This is a genomic window from Brevundimonas sp. NIBR10, assembly GCF_027912515.1.
GTDB lineage: Bacteria > Pseudomonadota > Alphaproteobacteria > Caulobacterales > Caulobacteraceae > Brevundimonas.
Map to the genome: position 1 here is coordinate 3,481,923 of NZ_CP115464.1, position 17,915 is coordinate 3,499,837.

The 17,915-nt window shown below is 66.9% G+C and carries 19 protein-coding genes; 13 read left to right on the forward strand and 6 right to left on the reverse strand.

Going from position 1 to position 17,915, the window contains the following annotated elements; genetic code table 11:
- Positions 1–26: 26 nt before the first annotated feature.
- Positions 27–1,988 carry a M10 family metallopeptidase C-terminal domain-containing protein gene (locus tag O5K39_RS16980; protein ID WP_271144780.1) on the reverse strand — a complete coding sequence of 654 codons (1,962 nt, stop codon included), beginning with the start codon at positions 1,986–1,988 and terminating at the stop codon, positions 27–29.
- A gap of 48 nt (positions 1,989–2,036) precedes the next feature.
- Complete coding sequence (locus O5K39_RS16985) at positions 2,037–3,086, reverse strand: ligase-associated DNA damage response exonuclease (RefSeq protein WP_271144781.1); 1,050 nt, start codon at positions 3,084–3,086, stop codon at positions 2,037–2,039.
- A gap of 60 nt (positions 3,087–3,146) precedes the next feature.
- Here O5K39_RS16985 and O5K39_RS16990 point away from each other — a divergent pair, with 60 nt between their 5' ends.
- The 6 genes from O5K39_RS16990 to O5K39_RS17015 all read left to right on the forward strand — a co-directional run bounded on the left by O5K39_RS16990 (position 3,147) and on the right by O5K39_RS17015 (position 6,121).
- On the forward strand, positions 3,147–3,653 hold the full coding sequence (locus O5K39_RS16990; protein ID WP_271144782.1) for a PaaI family thioesterase: 507 nt from the start codon (positions 3,147–3,149) through the stop codon (positions 3,651–3,653).
- On the forward strand, positions 3,650–4,045 hold the full coding sequence (locus O5K39_RS16995; RefSeq protein ID WP_271144783.1) for a PaaI family thioesterase: 396 nt from the start codon (positions 3,650–3,652) through the stop codon (positions 4,043–4,045). Before O5K39_RS16990 ends, O5K39_RS16995 begins: the two co-directional genes overlap by 4 nt.
- Positions 4,046–4,112: 67 nt before the next feature.
- Positions 4,113–4,493, forward strand: a complete 381-nt coding sequence (locus O5K39_RS17000; RefSeq protein WP_271144784.1) for a hypothetical protein — start codon at positions 4,113–4,115, stop codon at positions 4,491–4,493.
- Positions 4,494–4,530: 37 nt separating this feature from the next.
- Positions 4,531–4,899, forward strand: coding sequence for a hypothetical protein (locus tag O5K39_RS17005; protein WP_271144785.1), 369 nt, complete (start codon positions 4,531–4,533; stop codon positions 4,897–4,899).
- An 89-nt stretch (positions 4,900–4,988) separates the two neighbouring features.
- Positions 4,989–5,417 (forward strand): hypothetical protein, encoded by a 429-nt coding sequence (locus O5K39_RS17010; protein WP_271144786.1) that lies wholly within the window; start codon positions 4,989–4,991, stop codon positions 5,415–5,417.
- Between the two features lie 71 nt (positions 5,418–5,488).
- Positions 5,489–6,121 (forward strand): helix-turn-helix transcriptional regulator, encoded by a 633-nt coding sequence (locus tag O5K39_RS17015; protein ID WP_271144787.1) that lies wholly within the window; start codon positions 5,489–5,491, stop codon positions 6,119–6,121.
- 78 nt (positions 6,122–6,199) lie between these two features.
- On the opposite strand, the gene O5K39_RS17020 is transcribed toward O5K39_RS17015, so the two are convergent.
- Together O5K39_RS17020 and O5K39_RS17025 are read right to left on the reverse strand one after the other, a co-directional pair.
- Positions 6,200–6,670: an SH3 domain-containing protein gene (locus O5K39_RS17020; RefSeq protein ID WP_271144788.1), complete on the reverse strand. Its 471-nt coding sequence runs from the start codon at positions 6,668–6,670 to the stop codon at positions 6,200–6,202.
- Between the two features lie 120 nt (positions 6,671–6,790).
- Complete coding sequence (locus tag O5K39_RS17025) at positions 6,791–8,467, reverse strand: lysine--tRNA ligase (RefSeq protein ID WP_271144789.1); 1,677 nt, start codon at positions 8,465–8,467, stop codon at positions 6,791–6,793.
- Between the two features lie 99 nt (positions 8,468–8,566).
- On the opposite strand from O5K39_RS17025, the gene O5K39_RS17030 reads away from it, so the two are divergent.
- The 7 genes from O5K39_RS17030 to O5K39_RS17060 all read left to right on the forward strand — a co-directional run bounded on the left by O5K39_RS17030 (position 8,567) and on the right by O5K39_RS17060 (position 15,978).
- Complete coding sequence (locus O5K39_RS17030) at positions 8,567–9,061, forward strand: surface-adhesin E family protein (protein WP_271144790.1); 495 nt, start codon at positions 8,567–8,569, stop codon at positions 9,059–9,061.
- Positions 9,062–9,234: 173 nt separating this feature from the next.
- The gene (locus tag O5K39_RS17035) at positions 9,235–10,398 is read left to right on the forward strand and encodes an acyltransferase (protein ID WP_271144791.1); all 1,164 of its coding nucleotides are present in this window, start codon (positions 9,235–9,237) and stop codon (positions 10,396–10,398) included.
- 94 nt (positions 10,399–10,492) lie between these two features.
- On the forward strand, positions 10,493–11,551 hold the full coding sequence (gene queA / locus O5K39_RS17040; RefSeq protein WP_271144792.1) for a tRNA preQ1(34) S-adenosylmethionine ribosyltransferase-isomerase QueA: 1,059 nt from the start codon (positions 10,493–10,495) through the stop codon (positions 11,549–11,551).
- A gap of 13 nt (positions 11,552–11,564) precedes the next feature.
- Entirely contained in the window at positions 11,565–11,870 is a 306-nt protein-coding gene (locus tag O5K39_RS17045; RefSeq protein WP_271144793.1) for a hypothetical protein, read from the forward strand.
- A 34-nt stretch (positions 11,871–11,904) separates the two neighbouring features.
- On the forward strand, positions 11,905–13,014 hold the full coding sequence (gene tgt, locus O5K39_RS17050) for a tRNA guanosine(34) transglycosylase Tgt (RefSeq protein WP_271144794.1): 1,110 nt from the start codon (positions 11,905–11,907) through the stop codon (positions 13,012–13,014).
- Positions 13,015–13,022: 8 nt separating this feature from the next.
- Positions 13,023–13,496 carry a nuclear transport factor 2 family protein gene (locus tag O5K39_RS17055; RefSeq protein ID WP_271144795.1) on the forward strand — a complete coding sequence of 158 codons (474 nt, stop codon included), beginning with the start codon at positions 13,023–13,025 and terminating at the stop codon, positions 13,494–13,496.
- A 112-nt stretch (positions 13,497–13,608) separates the two neighbouring features.
- Entirely contained in the window at positions 13,609–15,978 is a 2,370-nt protein-coding gene (locus tag O5K39_RS17060; protein WP_271144796.1) for a TonB-dependent receptor, read from the forward strand.
- Between the two features lie 3 nt (positions 15,979–15,981).
- On the opposite strand, the gene O5K39_RS17065 is transcribed toward O5K39_RS17060, so the two are convergent.
- Positions 15,982–17,127 carry an iron-containing alcohol dehydrogenase gene (locus O5K39_RS17065; protein ID WP_271144797.1) on the reverse strand — a complete coding sequence of 382 codons (1,146 nt, stop codon included), beginning with the start codon at positions 17,125–17,127 and terminating at the stop codon, positions 15,982–15,984.
- Positions 17,128–17,232: 105 nt separating this feature from the next.
- A complete protein-coding gene (locus tag O5K39_RS17070) occupies positions 17,233–17,856 on the reverse strand; it encodes a TetR-like C-terminal domain-containing protein (RefSeq protein WP_271144798.1) in 624 nt (207 codons plus the stop codon).
- Positions 17,857–17,915 lie beyond the last annotated feature (59 nt).

Below are 17,915 nucleotides of genomic sequence, written 5' to 3' on the forward strand. Positions count from 1 at the left end.
TGCGGCCGGCCTCTTCGGACCTGTCGTCACAGATACCAGTCTGCGACGAGCGCCGGCCCCGCCAGGCCTGTTGCGATGTTCGCGTCGAAGCCGGAAGCCCAGCCAGCAAAGTTCTGGACCCCGCTGGCTTGTGCCGAAGCGTTGTCCAGTGCCCCCCGCTCGGCACTCGATGGGGGGACGGCCGTGCTTTGGGACCACAGGATATCGGTCGCCGAAAGGGTGCTGTTCTGCACCTGGATCAGCATATCGTTTATCCCGTCGCCACCCAGGTCGACGAACACGAAGGTCGAACCGCCCAGGAACGCGAGACCGAAACTGTCCGTCGCCCCCGTGCGCACCCCACGCAGATCGATCCGGTCCTGGCCTGACGCGAAGCCGAAGAGGGTATCGGCCGCCGCTACCCGGGAGTCCGAAGCGGCGACATAGACAAACGCGTCCGCGCCTTCCCCGCCCCACAGCACATCGCCGGCTCCGCCGCCGATCAGGATGTCGTTGCCATCCAGTCCGTAGAGGGCGTCCGCACGCGAACTGCCGGTCAGGGTGTCGCCGATTGCCGACCCGAACGAGTGCGTCACCGCCAGGATATTCGATCCCACGGACGGCAGGTAGTCCAGGTCGCCTGCATTGATCGCGCGACCCGTCGCGCCGACGACCACGGCGGGTGCTACGGTCGAACCTCCGGGACCCGCGAACAGCAGGCTGGATCCGTCCGCCTGTCGGACCAGGCTGACGCTGGACACCCGTACGCCGGTCAGGTCGATACGATCCTCGCCCGTGGTGAAGTCATACAGATTGTCCAGGCCCGCTGCCTGGGTCGAATCCCCTTCGGCATAGCGGAAGATGTCGCGCCCGGCGCCACCGGCAATTGCGTCGGCACCCGTCCCGCCTGTCAGGATGTCGTCGCCGCCCATGCCCACGATCGCATCGCCGAAGGTGGTGCCGACCATGACGTCGGCGTTGTTCGATCCGATCAGATAGAACCCGGTCGCTCCGAATCCCTGGTAGGCGATGTTGGCCGTGGTCAGGGCCACATTGCGGAACAGGACCTGAAGGGCCCCGTCGCGACCCTGGGCGAACAGCACGCTGTCGCCGTTGTCCAGTCGGCCGATGGCGATCGACGTCACCAGCATTACGGACAGGTCGATCGAATCGCGTCCAACCTCGAAGTCCGTAATGATGTCCGACGAAGCGGCCGTGGAATCCAGGGCCGTGATGAAGCGGAAACTGTCGCTACCCTGTCCTCCGGTCAGAATGTCGGCACCCCGCGACCCGAACAGGGTGTCGTTCCCGCCCCCACCGAAAAGCTGGTCGTTCCGGCTCCCCCCCTGAAGGCTCTCGCCGCGGCTTGATCCGAAGATCTGGATGCCCGCAGTCGTCGAGTACAGAAAGCCCGACGATCCCGGCACGTCTACACCCTGAACCAGCAGTTGCAGGGTCCCGGTCGCCGACTCCGCGAACACCTGGCTTCCAAAATTCTCCAGGTAGACGATCCTGATTTCCGTCGGAACCAGGGCCGTGAAATCGAACGAGTCGCTGATTGGAAAGAAGTCCGTGATCACATCCTGGTTGGCGGCGGTCGATTCCGAAGCCGAACCATAAAAGAAGGTATCGGAGCCTCCTCCTCCGGTCAGTGTGTCGGCACCAGCGCCACCGCGCAGGATATTGATCGCGTCAGAGCCGATAAGGACGTCGTTGAAATCACTGCCGGTCAATGATTCGACGGCGATCAGGGTGTCGACGCCCGCCCCGCCCGTGTCCTGAGGCCCCGTTATCCTGAGGTCGACCCGAACACTGGATGTGGCCGTGCTGTAGTCGGCAGTGTCTCGACCGGTGCCACCATCCAGTCGATCGTTGCCCTCATCGCCCCGCAGGATGTCATCGCCACCGCCGCCGGACAGACTGTCGTCGCCGGCCAGACCGATGACGATATCGTCACCGTCACCTCCGGACAGAGTGTCGGTCCCGCTGGTCCCCGTGACTGTCGGCATGAGTGATCTCCCGGTTACCGCGAGTGTATTGCCGTCATGGCCTTCTGACTAGGTGGCGAAATCCAGGGTGACGGGAGCCCCCTCGACAGCCTCCTCATCCTCCTCGTCGTAACCGACCAGCCTCAGCGCGCGCGCCGTCTGGCCGTGGATTTCGCACCAGCGCAGCAGGCCTTCTTCCCGGCCGTGGGTGATCCAGATTTCCTCGGGCTTCAGCTCGGTGAAGGTGTCGGTCAGTTCGGTCCAGTCGGCGTGGTCGGAAATGACCAGCGGCAGCTCCACCCCCCGTTGCCGCGCCCGCGCCCGCACCCCCATCCAGCCAGATGCGAAGGCCGTGACCGGATCGGCAAACCGGCGAGCCCAGCGGTCCTGGATCGCCGACGGTGGAGCGATCGCCACCTCGCCGCCCAGGGCGTCCTTCTTCAACCCCGTCGCCGGCAGGATCGGCCCCAGGTCGATGCCCTCACGCTCATACAGCCGGTTCAGCCGCTCCAGCGCCCCGTGGACATAGATGGGCCGATCCCAGCCTGCCTCGCGCAACAGCCGGATCACCCGCTGCGCCTTGCCCAGCGCATAGGCTCCGATCAAATGGGCCCGGTCCGGAAACTGGCCCAGCGACTGGACCACCCGCGCCACCTCCTCTTCGTCAGGCGGATGCACGAAGACCGGCAGGCCGAAGGTCGCTTCAGAGATGAAGACGTCGCACGGCACGGGCTCGAACGGCAGGCAGGTCGGATCGCGCCTGCGCTTGTAGTCGCCCGAGACCACCATGGTGATCCCCTTCCAGCGGACCACCGCCTGGGCCGAGCCCAGGACGTGGCCGGCGGGGACCAGTTCGATATCGACCCCGCCCATCGACGTCTTCAACCCATAGGGGGCCGCCTGGCGGGTCACGGCGAAGTCCTCGCCATAGCGTTCAGCCATGATGGCCAGGGTCTGGGGCGTGGCCAGCACCGCACCGTGCCCGGCCCGCGCGTGGTCGGAATGGCCGTGGGTCACGACAGCGCGGTCAACAGGGCGCACCGGGTCGATGTAGAAATCTCCCGGCGGGCAATACAGCCCCGCCGGTGTCGGCCTGAGCAGATCTTCAAAACGCGTCATCGAGAGACCTCAAGCCATCCAGGGCTTGCGCGCAAGGCCGCGCCCGATAAGGACGGCTGGATGACCGATCCGTTCCCGCCCGACCTGAGCCCGGCCGATCCCTTCCTGACCGACATCCTGCCACAGCTGGCCAGTGGCTCGGCCCATACCTCGGCCTTGGGCTTCAGGCTGGAGGGCGTCGAGGGCCGGACCGTGCGCCTGCGCGTGCCGTGGCGCGAGGATCTGGTCGGCGATCCGGAGACCGGTGTTCTGGCCGGAGGACTGGTCACCACCCTGCTGGATCATATCGGCGGCCTCGCCGTCTGGATCGCCGCCGGCGGTTTTCAGCCGATCGCCACCCTCGACCTGCGCGTCGATTACATGCGTGCCGCCCGCACCCGCGAGGACCTCATCGCGGAGGCGATCTGTTACCGTCTGACGTCCAACGTCGCCTTCGTCCGCGCCTGGTCGTTCGAGGCCTCGCCGGACGACCCGGTCGCGGCGGCCCAGTCCACCTATGTCCTGTCGCAAGCGAGTCCTCACCGGATCGGGGCCAATCTGAAGACCGGTCGCGGAGCCACCGCATGACCGCCCTGCTGGACACCCTGCCCTACGCCCGGTTCCTGGGATTGCGTGGCGAGATGGAGGGCGACCTTCTGACGGTCGTGATGCCGTTCGCCGACCGGCTGATCGGCGATCCCATGCTGCCGGCCCTGCACGGCGGATCGACCGCCGCCCTGCTGGAGATGACGGCCATCGCCCAGGTGGCCCTGGTCTATCCTCGTCTGCGCCTGCCGCGCCCGATCAACGTGACCGTGTCTTACCTTCGGTCGGGGCGACCCCAGGACGTACGCGCCCGGGCCCGCATTTCGCGCGCCGGCCGCCGTGTCGCCCACGTCCTGGCCGAGGCCTGGCAGGACGACGCCGCCCAGCCGATCGCGAGCCTGACCGCCAACTTCCTGCTGTCCGAAGATAACTAGGGATTGCAAACGCGATTACTGAGTGGTTGCTTCCGACGGTGACGCTTCCGTCACCGGGAAACCAATCATGACGAGACAGACGATGGGCGAGGCCCTGTCCATCCGCCTCCACGCCGTGGAAGCGGCCATCGACGCCGCCCTTGTCGAGAGTTCCACCCTGATGGCGCTCCTGCCCCGGGCACGGGCCGAGGCCTATCTGCCGGCCGTCACAGGCCAACGCGTTTTTGACGGGGCCGCAGCCTCGATCGCCGCCCTGACCGAAGCCCGGTCCCACATGGTCGATACCCACAACACCTTGGCCGCTCTCGCCCGAAAACTGGGGCTGGAAACCCTGGCCATCGGTCCGCTGGACAAGCCCGAGGATACGCCGCCGAACGGGGGCGGGATCACGGCGGCGTTCGCGCCAAAGGTAAACAAATCCCTACCGCTTTCGCCTGACGCGTGTTAAGCTTTCCTTCATCTGTTGCTTTTGGAGGGATACAGTAATGGAACGTGCCGAAATCGCTGCCGGCGTTGCCGGTGACTTGACTGCTACGGAACGTGCGGTTGATGCCGCGATCACCCAGGCGACCACCCTGGTGCAGTCGATGATCGGCGCCCGCGCCGCTCTGTCGATCTCGCCGGTGGCCTTCGCGGGCTCGCAGGCCAAGGCCATGGAAACCATCGCGCAGCTGGCCGCCGCACGCGACGCCATCGTCGCCTGCCACGCCGAACTCCAGAAGGATCACCGTCGCATGGGCTGGGGCACCTACGCCATCGGTCCGCTCGACAAGCCCGACGAAGGCTGGCCCGACGAAACCAAGGTCCAGCCGGAAAAGGCCGAAGCCGCCGTACGTCGCCTCCGCGCCGTCTGAATTCGACGTAATGTTCGCCTCCAGTCATTTCGATTGGAAGCGATTCACGACAGGATCGCCCTCGTGTCATTCGGCACGAGGGCGTTCTTATGTTTGATTCCCTATGGTCCCAGGTCGGCGCGATCCTCGTGGTCGGCGTCTGCGTGTTCGCCTTCCTCAAGGGCGACGAGCCCGAGCGGATCGCGGCCGGGGCCTATATCCTGGGCTGGTTCGCCTCGATGCTGCTGCAGACGGACGGCGAGCTCTACGAGGTGCAGTGGGGCGTCTTCGCTGTCGACACCGCCATGCTTCTGGTCCTGATCGGCCTGATCTGGAAGTCGAAGAAGACCTGGCCGGTCTGGGCCGCCGCATGCGATCTTCTGATCGTGATGAGCCACGTCGTCCTGATGATCGACGTTCGGCCGCCGATGATGGCCTTCCTGACCGTCCTGAACCTGGCCGGCTACGGCGTCCTCATCTCCCTGGCCATCGGCACCTTCTGGGCCTGGCAGGAGCGCAGGGCGGCAGGACTGGAATAGGCATTCGGGACTAGGCTTATATTCTTACATCGACTATCCTGTGGGCGAATCAGCGCGAGCCTCGTCCGCCCATGCCTCTGTCCCATGCCAAGATCTGGAAGGCCGTCGACAATCTGGCGCGGCGCGAGGGGCTGTCGGCCTCCGGCCTGGCGATCCGGGCCGGGCTGGATTCGACCAGCTTCAACCCGTCCAAGCGGTTCGGTCCCGGTGACCCCCCTCGCCCCCGCTGGCCCTCGACCGAGAGCCTGACCCGGGTTCTGGAGGCGACGCGGATTTCGCTGGGGGATTTTGCCGATCTCGCCGAGGACGCCTCCGCGCCGGCGAAACTGCCCCTGCTGGGACTGGCCCAGGCCGGTGCCGACGGCTTCTTCGACGATGCGGGCCTGCCGACCGGCGACGGCTGGGAACAGACCGAAATGCCCCGCGCCGCGGAGGGCCGGTTCAGCCTCGAAATCTCGGGCGATTCCATGGTCCCCCTGTATCGCCCCGGCGACCGCGTCATCGTCGATCCGGCTCAATCGACCGTGCGCAAGGGCGACCGCGTGGTCGTCCGCACCGCCGACGGCGAGACCATGGCCAAGGAGATCCTGGCCATCAACGCCCGCACGGTGACCCTGGGTTCGATCAACCCCGCCCATCCGCCCCGCACCGTCCCGCGCCGCCAGGTCGCCTGGATGGCGCGGATTCTGTGGGTCAGCCAGTAGACAAGAAAAAGGGCCGCCCCTTTCGGGACGACCCTCTCAATCTACACTCGGAACGCTTCCGAGCTTTGGTGCCCTGACCTAGTTCGCGCCGACGTAGCGGGCGTTGACCCAGCCGCCGCCGGCGATCTGGACCCACTCACCCTCGGAGCCCGAGGCGCTGAAGGGCTGGCCGGCCGACAGGCGCGACACGACCCGGTAGTTGGTGCCCGGACCCGAACGGACGTTCAGGTTCGAAAGCGCGCGATACTGGCCGCCGGTCGAAACCTGGGTGGCGCGGGCGCGCTGCTGGTTGCAGCCGATGTAGGAACCGGCCGCTGCACCGGCCGCACCACCGGCGACGGCACCCAGGGCGCGTTCGTTGCTGGAAATCCGGCTGCCGGCCAGGGCGCCGATCACGCCGCCGATCACTGCACCGGCCTGCTGGCGGCCACCGGGAGCGTCACAGCTGGTGATGCCGTTCGACTGGGCCGACGCGGCCATCGGGGCCGCAGTGATGAGGGAAGCCATCGCAGCAGCGGTGGCTAGGGTGATCTTGAATGTCTTCGACATGGCTCTCTCCATTTCATCGAGGTTGGTCGATGGCTTCACAATGCCCGAGCCCACATGAAGGCTCCCGGAGCTTCACCGTTATTTTCGGTTCATGTACGGTGACAGACATTTCCGTCACAGTCACGCTTGGCTGGCAAGCTCTCCCTGGGCACCGGCCTCGATCAGCTGAACGGTCTGCGACAGGCCATAGATCGCCGCGAACGAGCCGAACCTCGGCCCCTGCGACGCGCCCAGCAGCACCTCATACAGCGCCCCGAACCAGCCGCGCAGCGGCTCGAACCCGTGCTCCTTGCCCACCGCATAGACCTCGCCCTGGATCAGCTCGCCGTCCGTGGTGTCGGCCGGCAAGGCCTTCAGCCGCCCCGCCAGATCCAGCAACGCGGCCTTCTCCTTGTCGTCGGGCAGGCGATACGACTTCGAGGGCCTCACGAAGTCCTCGTAATAGTTCAGCGCCCGCTCCATCAGCTGATCCAGTAGCGGCTCGTTCTCGGGCGTCGCCTCGGGCAGGTATTTCGCGAAATAGGCCCACAGCTGCGCCTTGGACGAGGCATTGGCCACGCCGACCAGGTTCAGCAGCAGGGCGAACGACACCGGCGAGGTGTGCGTCGGCGGCTCGCCGGCATGGATCGACCAGACGGCATTGTCGATCCGCTTGGCCGGCTCCTGGGTCTTGTAGGCCTCGATCGCCGCCAGATAGTCGTCGATGGCGCGCGGAATGACGTTGAAATGCAGGCTCTTGGCCGACTTGGGCGACTGGAACATGTACCAGCTCAGGGATTCAGGCGTGCCGTAGCGCAGCCACTGCTCCATGGTCAGGCCGTTGCCCTTGGACTTGGAAATCTTCTTGCCTTCGACGTCCAGGAACAGTTCGTAGTTGAACCCTTCCGGCGGCGTCCCACCCAAGGCGCGACAGACCTTGGACGACTCCCGCACGCTCTCGATCAGGTCCTTGCCCGACATCTCGTAATCGACGTCCAGCGCGACCCAGCGCATGGCCCAGTCCGGCTTCCATTGCAGCTTCACATGGCCGCCAATGACGGGCACCGTCGTCTTCCCCGCTGCCGGGTCGTCGAAGGTGATCGTCCCAGCCTCGACGTCGCGGCTCAGCGTCGGCACCTGCAACACATGCCCCGTCGCCGGGCTGACCGGCAGGAAGGGCGAATAGGTCGCGCGGCGTTCCTCGCCCAGCGTCGGCAGCATGATCGCCTGCACCGCGTCGAACCGCGCCAGCAGGGTCAGCAGCACCGCATCGAACCGCCCCGACCGATACGTCTGCGTCGACGACATGAACTCATAGTCGAAGCCGAACCCGTCCAGGAACGCCCTCAGCCGCGCATTATTGTGCGCCCCGAAACTGTCATGGGTCCCGAACGGATCGCGCACCACGGTCAGCGGCTTGTGCAGGTCCTCGGCCAGCATCTCGGGGTTCGGGATGCCCTCCGGCACCTTGCGCAGCCCGTCCATGTCGTCGCTGAACGCCACCAGCCGCGTCGGCCAGTGATCCCCGGTCAGGGCCCGAAAGGCATTGCGCACCATCGTCGTCCGCGCCACCTCGCCGAACGTCCCCATGTGCGGCAGGCCCGATGGCCCATACCCCGTCTCCAGGACCACCGGCCGCTGCAAGTCCGGAAACGCCGCCAACGCCTCGTCCGCCTTGCCGGCGTCGATCAGCGCCCGGGCCGTCGCCACATCCCCCGCCGCCAGCCGCTTCTTCAGCACATGCGTCAGCAGATTGCGGGCCTGTTCAAACGGCCATGACTTGGCGTCACGCGCCAGGGTTTCGAGGTTCTGCAACATGGCGCGGGTTTGGCCCGACGGCCGACGATAATCAACCGACGCATCGACAGATGTTCAATGTGAGTCCTACGATGGCCCTATCGGAAAGGAGCCCTCCGCATGACCCCGACATGGCGAAACCTGCACACTGGCCCTTTGACGGCGCTCACCCTGGTCCTTTCGGCGACCGCCACCCATGCACAATCCCCGACCCTGCCGGGAGGCTCCTACACCTTGTTCGCTGGCAACGGCGCGTCAGCAAACTTCATTGTCGAGAATTCGATTTCGCGCACCGGCGAACGCGTGCGCCTGGCCATCTACAGGGTCTACGCAGAAGGCGCAGCGACATCTCGCGGCATCAGGGATCAGGAGGTCATCGCAGGCGAGATCGACTGCGGGACCCGTACATGGCGTATGCTGAGCGCCGATGCTTTCACGGCGACAGGGCAATGGATCGCGTCATTTCCAGCCGAAGCCGAGACCCCAATCCGACCTGAACAGACCTGGGATTTCGCGGCAAAGATCGTCTGCGGCGAAGTCCGGATGCCCTCAAGCGCCACCGTTTCGGGGGCGGTGGCGGCGCGCGCCTTGGGACGATCGCGTCTCGGCCTCTGAACGACCGGTCAGATCAACGCCGTCGACCTGCTGATCAGGCCGCTGCGGGCTCAAAAGCCTGAAACCACCTTTGTGTCGGCCGTGAAATACGGTGCCCGAAAGCCGCCACGCTTCTGGCCAGGCGCTTGCAGGGGCTTGACCGGTTCACCCTTGTTCTCCCGAAAGAAGACGCCGTGTCTCTGTCGAATACTCACGCCGTCAGCCACCCCTATCCCCCGGATCTTCGGGCCCTGACCAGCCTGCGCATCTTCCTGGCGGTCGGCGTGGTGCTGTTCCATTTCCAGCTCCAGACCGATCACGCCCTGGGCTACAGCGCCGTTATCGAACGCAGCCGTCTGGCCGTGGACGCCTTCTTCATGCTGTCCGGCTTCATCATGGCCCATGTCTATGGACCCGGCTTTGCCGCCGGAACCTTCAGCTACCGCCAGTTCATCGTCGCCCGGATCGCCCGGCTCTATCCGCTGCATCTCGTCGTCCTGGGCGCCACCCTGGTCATGGTGACCGTCGCCACCGTGCTGGGCGTCGCCTACGAGGCCCGGACCTATTCGGCCCAGGGCTTCCTCGAAGCGGTTTTCCTCGTTCACGCCTGGTTCCCGACCGATGTCGGCATCAACTGGAACGGCCCCACCTGGTCGCTGTCGGCGGAATGGTTCGCCTATCTGACCTTTCCGCTGTTCGCCGCGATCGCGCTCAAACTTCGGCGAAGGCCCTTTGTGCTGCTGGTCGTCGGCGTGGCGGGCTTTATGCTGCTGGACGCCTTCTATCGTCAGGCGTTCGGAAAGGTTCTGCCGCGCGCAGAGGACGTCATGGGCATCGCCCGCGTCGCACCCGAGTTCCTGATCGGCATGGCCCTGTACGGCATCGGCGGCCGCATCCGCGCGACGCGGGCGCTGGCGCTCACCGCCTCCGTCGTCTCGACCGTCGTCCTGCTGACCGCCATGCACCTCAGCCTGGACGACCGGATTATCGTGGCTCTGGCCGCGCCGGTCATCCTGGCCTGGTCGCTGCTGGCCAAGGCCGGGTGCGAAGGCGTGCTCGCGTGGCGCCCCCTGGTGTTCGCGGGCGAGGCGTCGTTCGCCCTCTATATCGTCCACATGCCGGTCCTCATCGCCTGGAAGAGCCTGGCGTCGGAGCTTCGCGGCATCGACAGCGGCTTCGTGATGGGCCTTCCCGAATTGGCCGGTGTGTTCACCGCCGCCCTGATCGCGGCCGTCGCCATGCACCTCGCCGTCGAGACCCCCGGCCGCCACTGGATCCGTAAGCGGTTCGGCCCCCGGCCGAACATGCAACAAGCTCCGACGGACGGCCGCCTCGGCCTGACCACCCCGGTACGCTAGGTGCCCGGCGACAACCGGTCGCCCTTGAAGACGCTATCAAGGACCGACGGGCCGACTTGACCCCCCGCTGCCGGCGTGTCCTTTGCCCCGCCTCATGAAGACCGCCGATTTCGATTTCGATCTGCCCGAAGACCGCATCGCCCTGCGGCCCGCAGAGCCGCGCGATTCCGCTCGCCTGCTGGTGGTTCAGGATGGAAACCTCTCCGACCACACGATCCGCGACCTGCCCGACTTCCTGCGTCCCGGCGACGCCCTGGTGTTCAACGACACCCGCGTGATCCCAGCCCGCCTGTCCGGCGTCCGCGAGCGGATCGGACCGGAGGGCGAAACCCTGACCGTCGCCGTCGAGGCCACCCTGCATCACCGCGACGGCCCCGCTGTCTGGTCCGCCTTCATGAAGCCGGGCAAGCGGCTGAAGGCGGGCGACCGGATCGTCTTCCAGGCCCTGACCGCCACCGTCACCGACAAGTCCGACGACGGCCTTGTCACCCTGACCTTCGACGTCGCAGGCCCTGCGCTGGACGACGCCATCCGCGCCGTGGGGGTCATGCCCCTGCCCCCTTATATCGCGGCCAAACGCCCCGAGGACGACCGCGACCTGACGGACTATCAGACCGTCTTCGCCGAACACGACGGTTCCGTCGCCGCTCCCACGGCGGGCCTGCACTTCACCCCCGCCCTGCTCGAAGCCGTTCGCGCGGCCGGCGTCTCGACCCATGCGGTGACGCTGCATGTCGGGGCCGGCACCTTCCTCCCGGTCAAGGCCGACGACACCGCCGACCACAGGATGCATTCCGAATGGGGCGAGGTCTCCGCCGAGACAGCCGCCGCCCTGAACGCCGTGCGTGCCGCCGGCGGCCGCATCGTCTGTGTCGGCACCACCTCGTTGCGCCTGCTGGAATCTGCCACGACGCCCGAGGGCCTGATCCAGCCCTTCCACGGCGACACGGCGATCTTCATCACGCCCGGCTACGCCTTCCGCGCCGCCGACGTCCTGATGACGAACTTCCACCTGCCGAAATCGACCCTGTTCATGCTGGTCTCGGCGTTCGCCGGTCTGGACACGATGAAGGCCGCCTACGCCCACGCCATCGCCGACGGATATCGCTTCTATTCCTACGGCGACGGATCGCTGCTATTCCGAGGACGGTGAACTCGGAGTTTTAATGGCCTTCCTTCGCACCGCGCCGTTCGGGGATCTGTTCCTCGTCACCTTCCTGGTCGCAGGCAGCTTTCAAGTCGCGATGAGCCTGCTCGGCATCCTGCTGGCCGTTCTGTCACCCGGCCTGTTCAATATGAACGGAGTCCCCGCGACGTCGCCGGCCGGGGCCTTGGGTGTGCTGGTTTTCCTGCTCATCTTCGGCCTGGTCATCAACGCCGCGATGTCGGCGATCGGGACCTTGATCGTCATGGCATGGCGCAACTTGCTACCGAGACCGCCGAAAGCCACGGGCGCGTCGCTGATCTCGTGACGCGGCGGCGGTAAGGGTCTATGGCCACGCGCCTATGCCCTTCCCCTTCGACATCTCCGCCACCGAGGGCCGCGCCCGCACCGGCGTCCTCAGGACCCCGCGCGGCGACATCCGCACGCCCGCCTTCATGCCCGTCGGCACCGCCGCCACGGTCAAGGCGATGACGGTCGAACAGGTCAGGGCGACCGGCGCCGACATCCTCCTGGGCAACACCTATCACCTGATGCTCCGCCCCGGCCCCGAGCGGATGGAGCGGCTGGGCGGCCTTCACAAATTCATGGGCTGGGACAAGCCTATCCTGACCGACAGCGGCGGCTTCCAGGTCATGTCCCTGGCCGGCATCTCCAAGGTCAAGGAGGACGCCGTCACCTTCGCCAGCCATATCGACGGCTCCAAACACGTCCTGTCCCCAGAACGCTCGATCAAGATCCAGGCCGACCGCATCGGCGCCGACATCTCGATGCAGCTGGATCAATGCGTCGCCTACCCGGCCGAGAAGCCCGCCGCCAAGGCCGCCATGGAGCTCAGCATCCGCTGGGGCGCCCGCTCCAAGGCCGCGTTCGGCACGCGCGAGACCCAGGCCCTGTTCTGCATCCAGCAAGGCTCCACCTTCGAGGACCTGCGCCGCCAGTCCTCGGACCAGCTTCAGGAAATCGGCTTCGACGGCTACGCCATCGGCGGCCTGGCCGTCGGCGAGGGCCATCAGGCGATGTGCGAGGTCCTCGACTACGCCCCCGAGATGCTGCCCGCCGACCGACCCCGCTATCTGATGGGGGTCGGCAAGCCGATCGACCTGGTCGAGGCGGTGTGGCGCGGCGTCGACATGTTCGACTGCGTCCTGCCCACCCGCGCCGGTCGCCACGGCCAGGCCTGGACCTGGGACGGCCCCATGAACCTCAAGAACGCCCGCTTCGCCGAGGATCAGGATCCGCTCGACCCCACCATCGACGGGCCTTCGTCGCGGTATTCAAAGGCCTATCTGCACCACCTGATCCGCGCCGACGAGATTCTCGGCAAGACCCTGCTCAGCTGGCACAACATCGCCTTCTTCCAGGCCCTGACGGCGGCGATGCGCGAGGCGATCCAGCACGGCCGCTTCGAGGCCTTCCGCCGCGACTTCCACGCCCGCCACACCTCGAACTGAGGCCCGACATGATCCGCCTGCTCGCCGTCCTGATCCTCCTGCTCGGAGCCTGGACCCTGCCCGCCTCGGCCCAGACGGCCCCGGCTCCTTTCGACGAGGCGGCCGAGCGCACCGCCATTCTCGACACGATCGCGACCATGCAGGCCGCCTGGAACCGCGGCGACTACGCGGGCTATATGCAGGGTTTCAAGAACCCGGACGTGATCTTCGTCTCGGGCGGGCGGATCAAGAACGGCTGGCAGGGGGCGCTGGACGACTACATCCGCAACTACGGCCCCACGCCCGACAGCCGGGGCACCCTGACCTTCTACGACATGACGGTGGAGTTCCTCAGCCCCGACGCCGCCCAGCTGATCGGCCACTATCGCCTCGACCGGCCGGAACGTCCGATGGAGGGAATCAACACCCGCCTGTTCCGCAAGATCGACGGCCGCTGGGTCATCGCCCTCAACCACGTCTCGGCCTATGAGGTCGCGCCATGACATCGGTTTCCTACTGAAGAGTTGGATTATCACAGGTAGAATCGCTTAGATGATCGTTGATTAGTCGATATTCGGCTTGACGGCGGTGCGCGAGCATCGCCAAAAGCTACTCATGAGTAGACAAATCTCCCTCACGGTCTCAGTCGCCATCCTCGCCGCGCCTGCCGTGTTCACCGCACCCGCCGACGCCCAGACCCCCTCCGCCTCGGCCGTCGCCGACGTCGTCGTCACCGCCGAACGGCGTGACCGCAGCCTGGGTCGCACCCCCCTGTCCGTGACCGTCGCGGCCCAGCCCCTGCTGGCCGGCGCAGGGGTCACCGACATCAAGGATCTGGCCATCCTGGCCACCGGCCTGCTGGTCGCCTCGACCTCGAACCAGACCTTCACCACGGCCCGCATCCGGGGCGTCGGCACGGTCGGCGACAACCCGGGTCTGGAGAGCTCGGTCGGCGTGGTCGTGGATGGCGTCTTCCGCGCCCGCAACGGCGTGGCCCTTGGCGACCTCGGCGAGGTGGAGCGGATCGAGGTGCTCCGTGGCCCGCAATCGACCCTGTTCGGCCAGAACACCACCGCCGGGCTGATCAATGTCGTGACCGCCCTGCCCCGCTTCAGCCCGTCGGCGACAGCCGAGGCCACCCTCGGCAACCACGGTGCCTACGGCGGCTCCCTGTCCCTGACCGGCCCCCTGATCGAGGATCGTCTGGCCGGGCGGCTGTACCTCTCGGCCCGGCGTCGCGACGGCTTCTATGAGGTCCGCACGGGGGCCGGTCCGCGCACCCGTACCGACGATCAGACCGAAGCCTATGAGACCGCCCGCGCTCAACTGCTCTGGACTCCCGCCGACCGGGTCCAGGTGCGTCTCGTCGCCGACTATGCCCACCGTGATGAATATTGCTGCATCGGCGTGCAACTGAGGACCGGCCCGACCGCGGGCATCCTGGCCCTGCTGAGCCCCGATGGCGGCGTCGATACGACGCCCGACCCCGAGGCACGCATCGGCTATGCCAACCGCGCCACCCATACCCGGATCGAGGACGGTGGCCTGGCCATCCACAACCGGATCGACACCCGGTTCGGCCGGGCCGAGACCACGACCTCGGCCCGCCGCTGGGACGCGCGGCTCAGCCAGGACTGGGACTTCACCTCGGCCGATATCGCCGTGCGGCCCGACGACGGCAGTTGGTCCAACCGCTTCGACACCCTCAGCCACGAAGCCCGCCTGACGGGTGCCCGCGGCCCGATCGACTACACCGTGGGCCTGTATCTGGCGCGCGAGACCCTGCACCGCCGCGACGCCTTCCAGTACGGCACGGCCTATGAGGACTACCTCGGCCGCGTCCTGACCCGTTCGGCGGCCAACCCGGTTGGGCTCGCAGGCCATGTCTCGACCCTGACCGGCCTGCCCGTCGGCCGCAGCTTCGTCGCGGGCCAGGGCCAGAAGGACACCTACGACCAGACCGCCGACACCGCCGCCCTGTTCGGCCAGACCACCTGGCAGGCGACCGACCGGCTCGGCCTGACCCTGGGCCTGAGATACTCCAGCGTCGGCAAGGATCTTGAGGCCCGGTACGTCAACACCGACGGCGGCGCGGCCTGCGCGGCGGCTCTGGCGCGCGGCATCACCAGTGCGACCCTGTGCCTGCCCTGGGCCAATCCCGCCTTCAACGGGCGGGTCGCGAAGGAAAGCCAGACCGACGCCGGCTGGTCCGGTGTGGGCCGCATCGAATACCGACTGGCCAACGATGTGCTGACCTATGCCTCATGGTCGCGCGGTCGAAAGAGCGCGGGCTACAACCTCGACCGGGCCCAGACCGGGCTGGTCCCCGACGCCTCCACTGCCTTCGCCCCGGAAACCGTCAACGCCGCCGAAGCCGGTCTGCGCGCCACCGGACAGGACGGCCGGGTATCCGTCGCCGTCAGCGCCTTCCACCAGCGCTATGAGGATTTTCAGCTCAACACCTTCCTCGGCACGACCTTCCTCGTCCGCTCGATCCCCGAGGTGACCGCCAAAGGCGCCGAACTGGAGTGGACGGCCCGCCCCGTCGAGGGCCTCAGCCTGCAAGGCGGGGTGGTCTATGCCCAGACCGAATACGGCGATCAGCCCGTCGCGGGCCTGCCCCTGCTGGCCGGTTCGCGGCTGTCTTTTGCACCCCTGTGGTCCAGCACCCTCTCCGGCGTCTACGGACGCTCGATCGGAGGCAACCTTACAGCCCGCGCCACCCTCGCGACCAAATATTCGTCGGCCTACAACACGGGTTCGGACCTGGCCCCGGAGAAGGTGCAACAGGCCTACTGGCTGACCAACGGCTCGCTGGCGATCAGCGATGCGGCGGCCGACTGGTCCGTGGAACTCTGGGGCCGCAACCTGTCGGACGAAACCTATTCTCAGGTGGCGTTCGGCGCGCCGTTCCAGACGGGAACCCTGGGCGCCTTCCTCGGTGCCCCGCGCACCGTGGGCGTCACCGTGAGGCTGACGCGGTAGGTCTCACAGGGCGGCCGCATACAGCGCCCGTGCCTGATCCTGATCGATCGGCACGGGGTTGTTGACCAGCAACCGCTGCTGCTTCATCGCCTCGGCCGCCAGCAGATCGAGGTCGCTCTCCGCCACCCCCACCATCGACAGCCGGTCGGGCAGGCCGCATTCGGCGCACATCGTCGTCAGCGCCTCGATCAGCCCCTGCCCCCTGGCTTCGCGCGAACGCCCGGCCAGCGCCGGCGACACGATCTCGGCCAGTTCCGCATAGTGATCCAGTGCCGCCGCCATGTTGTGCCCCAGCACGTGCGGCAGCATCAGGGCGTTCGACAGGCCGTGCGGCACGTGGAAATGCCCACCCAGCGGATAGGCCAGGGCGTGAACCCCCGCCACCGGCGCATTGGCGAACGCCACCCCCGCCAGATGCGCCCCCAGCAGCATCGCCCCGCGCGCGGCCCGGTCCTGCCCGTTCCTGACCACTGTCAACAGGTTGCGGCTCAGAAGATCCAGCGCCTGCCGCGCCATCAGGTCGGACATCGGGTTCTTGAGACGCGCCGAGGTAAAGGCCTCGATCGCGTGGACCATGGCGTCCACGCCGGTCGCCGCAGTGATGTGCGCAGGCAGCCCCACGGTCAGCTCGGCATCGAGAATGGCCCAATCGGCATAGAGGGCGGCGGACACCACCCCCTTCTTCTCCGCCCCGCCGACCGTGACGATGGCCACGGCCGTGGCCTCGGACCCGGTCCCCGCCGTCGTCGGGATCAGCACCAGCGGAAGCCGTCGCCCCCGGGCCTGATCGACGCCGTATATGGTCTCCAGCGCATCGCCCGAGCCGATCAGATAGGCGACCAGCTTGGCCACATCCATCGGACTGCCCCCGCCCAGACCGACCACCGAACCGACCCCGGCCGAACGCCCCGCCTCGACCGCCGCCAGCACCGTCGCCGCCGACGGATCGGCCTCGACCGCGTCGAAGATGATGACCGTCCGCCCTGCACCTTCCAGCGCCCGGACCGCCTGATCACACAGCCCCAGCCGACGCACACCGGCATCTGTGACGAGCAGCACAGCCCCCTCCGGCACCAGATCGGCCAGCCGGCCGCATCCGCCCGCCCCCAGATGAAGCCGGGGTCCATAGTTGAAATCAAACGCCTGCATGGCTCACGTTCCGTCCGTCGTCTTCGACGACAGTCGGGGCTCCGACCCTCTCAGTCAAACGCAAGATGGGGGCGGGATCGCGTCGCTGTGCCCGGCCTGGGTCAGCTAGCCCGGGGCGCGCAGCACGCTCGCGACGGCTTCCTCGATCATCAGCGTCTGGAGATCCAGCGAGCCACGATCGAAGAATGGATCAAGGAGTTCGAACCGCAACAACCGCGCCAGCCCGAAGATCGACGTCCAGAAAGAAACCGCCCTCACCACGTTCTGCTCGCCTTCAGGCTCCCCCCGTGCGGAAGCGACGGCACCCACCACGATGTCGAAGGCCTGGCGGAAAGCCGGGCCGAGCGCGGGATCGACTGGATGCGTCAGCTCGCTCTCGTACATCAGCTCGAACAGATGAGGGTTCTCAAGGCTGAAGGCGATGAAGCTGCGAGCAAGGTCGGCGAGCACACGTCTCGGATCGGCAGCGCCGTCACGGACGATCGTAGCGGCGGCACCATTGATTTGCCGGAAACCTTCGAGGGCAAGGGCGCAGAGCAGGCCACGGCGAGTCCCGAAATGGTAGTACGGCGCGCCGGGCGACAGGTTCGCGCAAATCGCCAGCGCCCTGACCGAAATCGAGGCGTGGCCCGCCGTTCGCAGATGGTCGAGCCCGCAACGCAACAGATCGCGCTTTGAATCCTCGCCGCTGGAATTCTGCGTCGCTGCATCGGAACTACCGGTGTCCATGGGTCCGTCATTGCCCGCGAAGTGGGGGAGTGACAAGCCTCGCCCACTCGTTTAATCAG

What these genes read in the sequence shown, in the direction of transcription:
- O5K39_RS16980 (WP_271144780.1), bottom strand. Translation starts at nt 1,988, where the DNA reads ATGCCGACAGTCACGGGGACCAGCGGGACCGACACTCTGTCCGGAGGT.
- O5K39_RS16985 (WP_271144781.1), bottom strand. Translation starts at nt 3,086, where the DNA reads ATGACGCGTTTTGAAGATCTGCTCAGGCCGACACCGGCGGGGCTGTAT.
- O5K39_RS17025 (WP_271144789.1), bottom strand. Translation starts at nt 8,467, where the DNA reads ATGTTGCAGAACCTCGAAACCCTGGCGCGTGACGCCAAGTCATGGCCG.
- O5K39_RS17010 (WP_271144786.1), top strand. Translation starts at nt 4,989, where the DNA reads ATGTTTGATTCCCTATGGTCCCAGGTCGGCGCGATCCTCGTGGTCGGC.
- O5K39_RS17060 (WP_271144796.1), top strand. Translation starts at nt 13,609, where the DNA reads ATGAGTAGACAAATCTCCCTCACGGTCTCAGTCGCCATCCTCGCCGCG.
- O5K39_RS17045 (WP_271144793.1), top strand. Translation starts at nt 11,565, where the DNA reads ATGGCCTTCCTTCGCACCGCGCCGTTCGGGGATCTGTTCCTCGTCACC.
- O5K39_RS17030 (WP_271144790.1), top strand. Translation starts at nt 8,567, where the DNA reads ATGACCCCGACATGGCGAAACCTGCACACTGGCCCTTTGACGGCGCTC.
- O5K39_RS17015 (WP_271144787.1), top strand. Translation starts at nt 5,489, where the DNA reads ATGCCTCTGTCCCATGCCAAGATCTGGAAGGCCGTCGACAATCTGGCG.
- O5K39_RS17055 (WP_271144795.1), top strand. Translation starts at nt 13,023, where the DNA reads ATGATCCGCCTGCTCGCCGTCCTGATCCTCCTGCTCGGAGCCTGGACC.
- O5K39_RS17000 (WP_271144784.1), top strand. Translation starts at nt 4,113, where the DNA reads ATGACGAGACAGACGATGGGCGAGGCCCTGTCCATCCGCCTCCACGCC.
- tgt (WP_271144794.1), top strand. Translation starts at nt 11,905, where the DNA reads ATGCCCTTCCCCTTCGACATCTCCGCCACCGAGGGCCGCGCCCGCACC.
- O5K39_RS16995 (WP_271144783.1), top strand. Translation starts at nt 3,650, where the DNA reads ATGACCGCCCTGCTGGACACCCTGCCCTACGCCCGGTTCCTGGGATTG.
- O5K39_RS16990 (WP_271144782.1), top strand. Translation starts at nt 3,147, where the DNA reads ATGACCGATCCGTTCCCGCCCGACCTGAGCCCGGCCGATCCCTTCCTG.
- queA (WP_271144792.1), top strand. Translation starts at nt 10,493, where the DNA reads ATGAAGACCGCCGATTTCGATTTCGATCTGCCCGAAGACCGCATCGCC.
- O5K39_RS17020 (WP_271144788.1), bottom strand. Translation starts at nt 6,670, where the DNA reads ATGTCGAAGACATTCAAGATCACCCTAGCCACCGCTGCTGCGATGGCT.
- O5K39_RS17065 (WP_271144797.1), bottom strand. Translation starts at nt 17,127, where the DNA reads ATGCAGGCGTTTGATTTCAACTATGGACCCCGGCTTCATCTGGGGGCG.
- O5K39_RS17070 (WP_271144798.1), bottom strand. Translation starts at nt 17,856, where the DNA reads ATGGACACCGGTAGTTCCGATGCAGCGACGCAGAATTCCAGCGGCGAG.
- O5K39_RS17005 (WP_271144785.1), top strand. Translation starts at nt 4,531, where the DNA reads ATGGAACGTGCCGAAATCGCTGCCGGCGTTGCCGGTGACTTGACTGCT.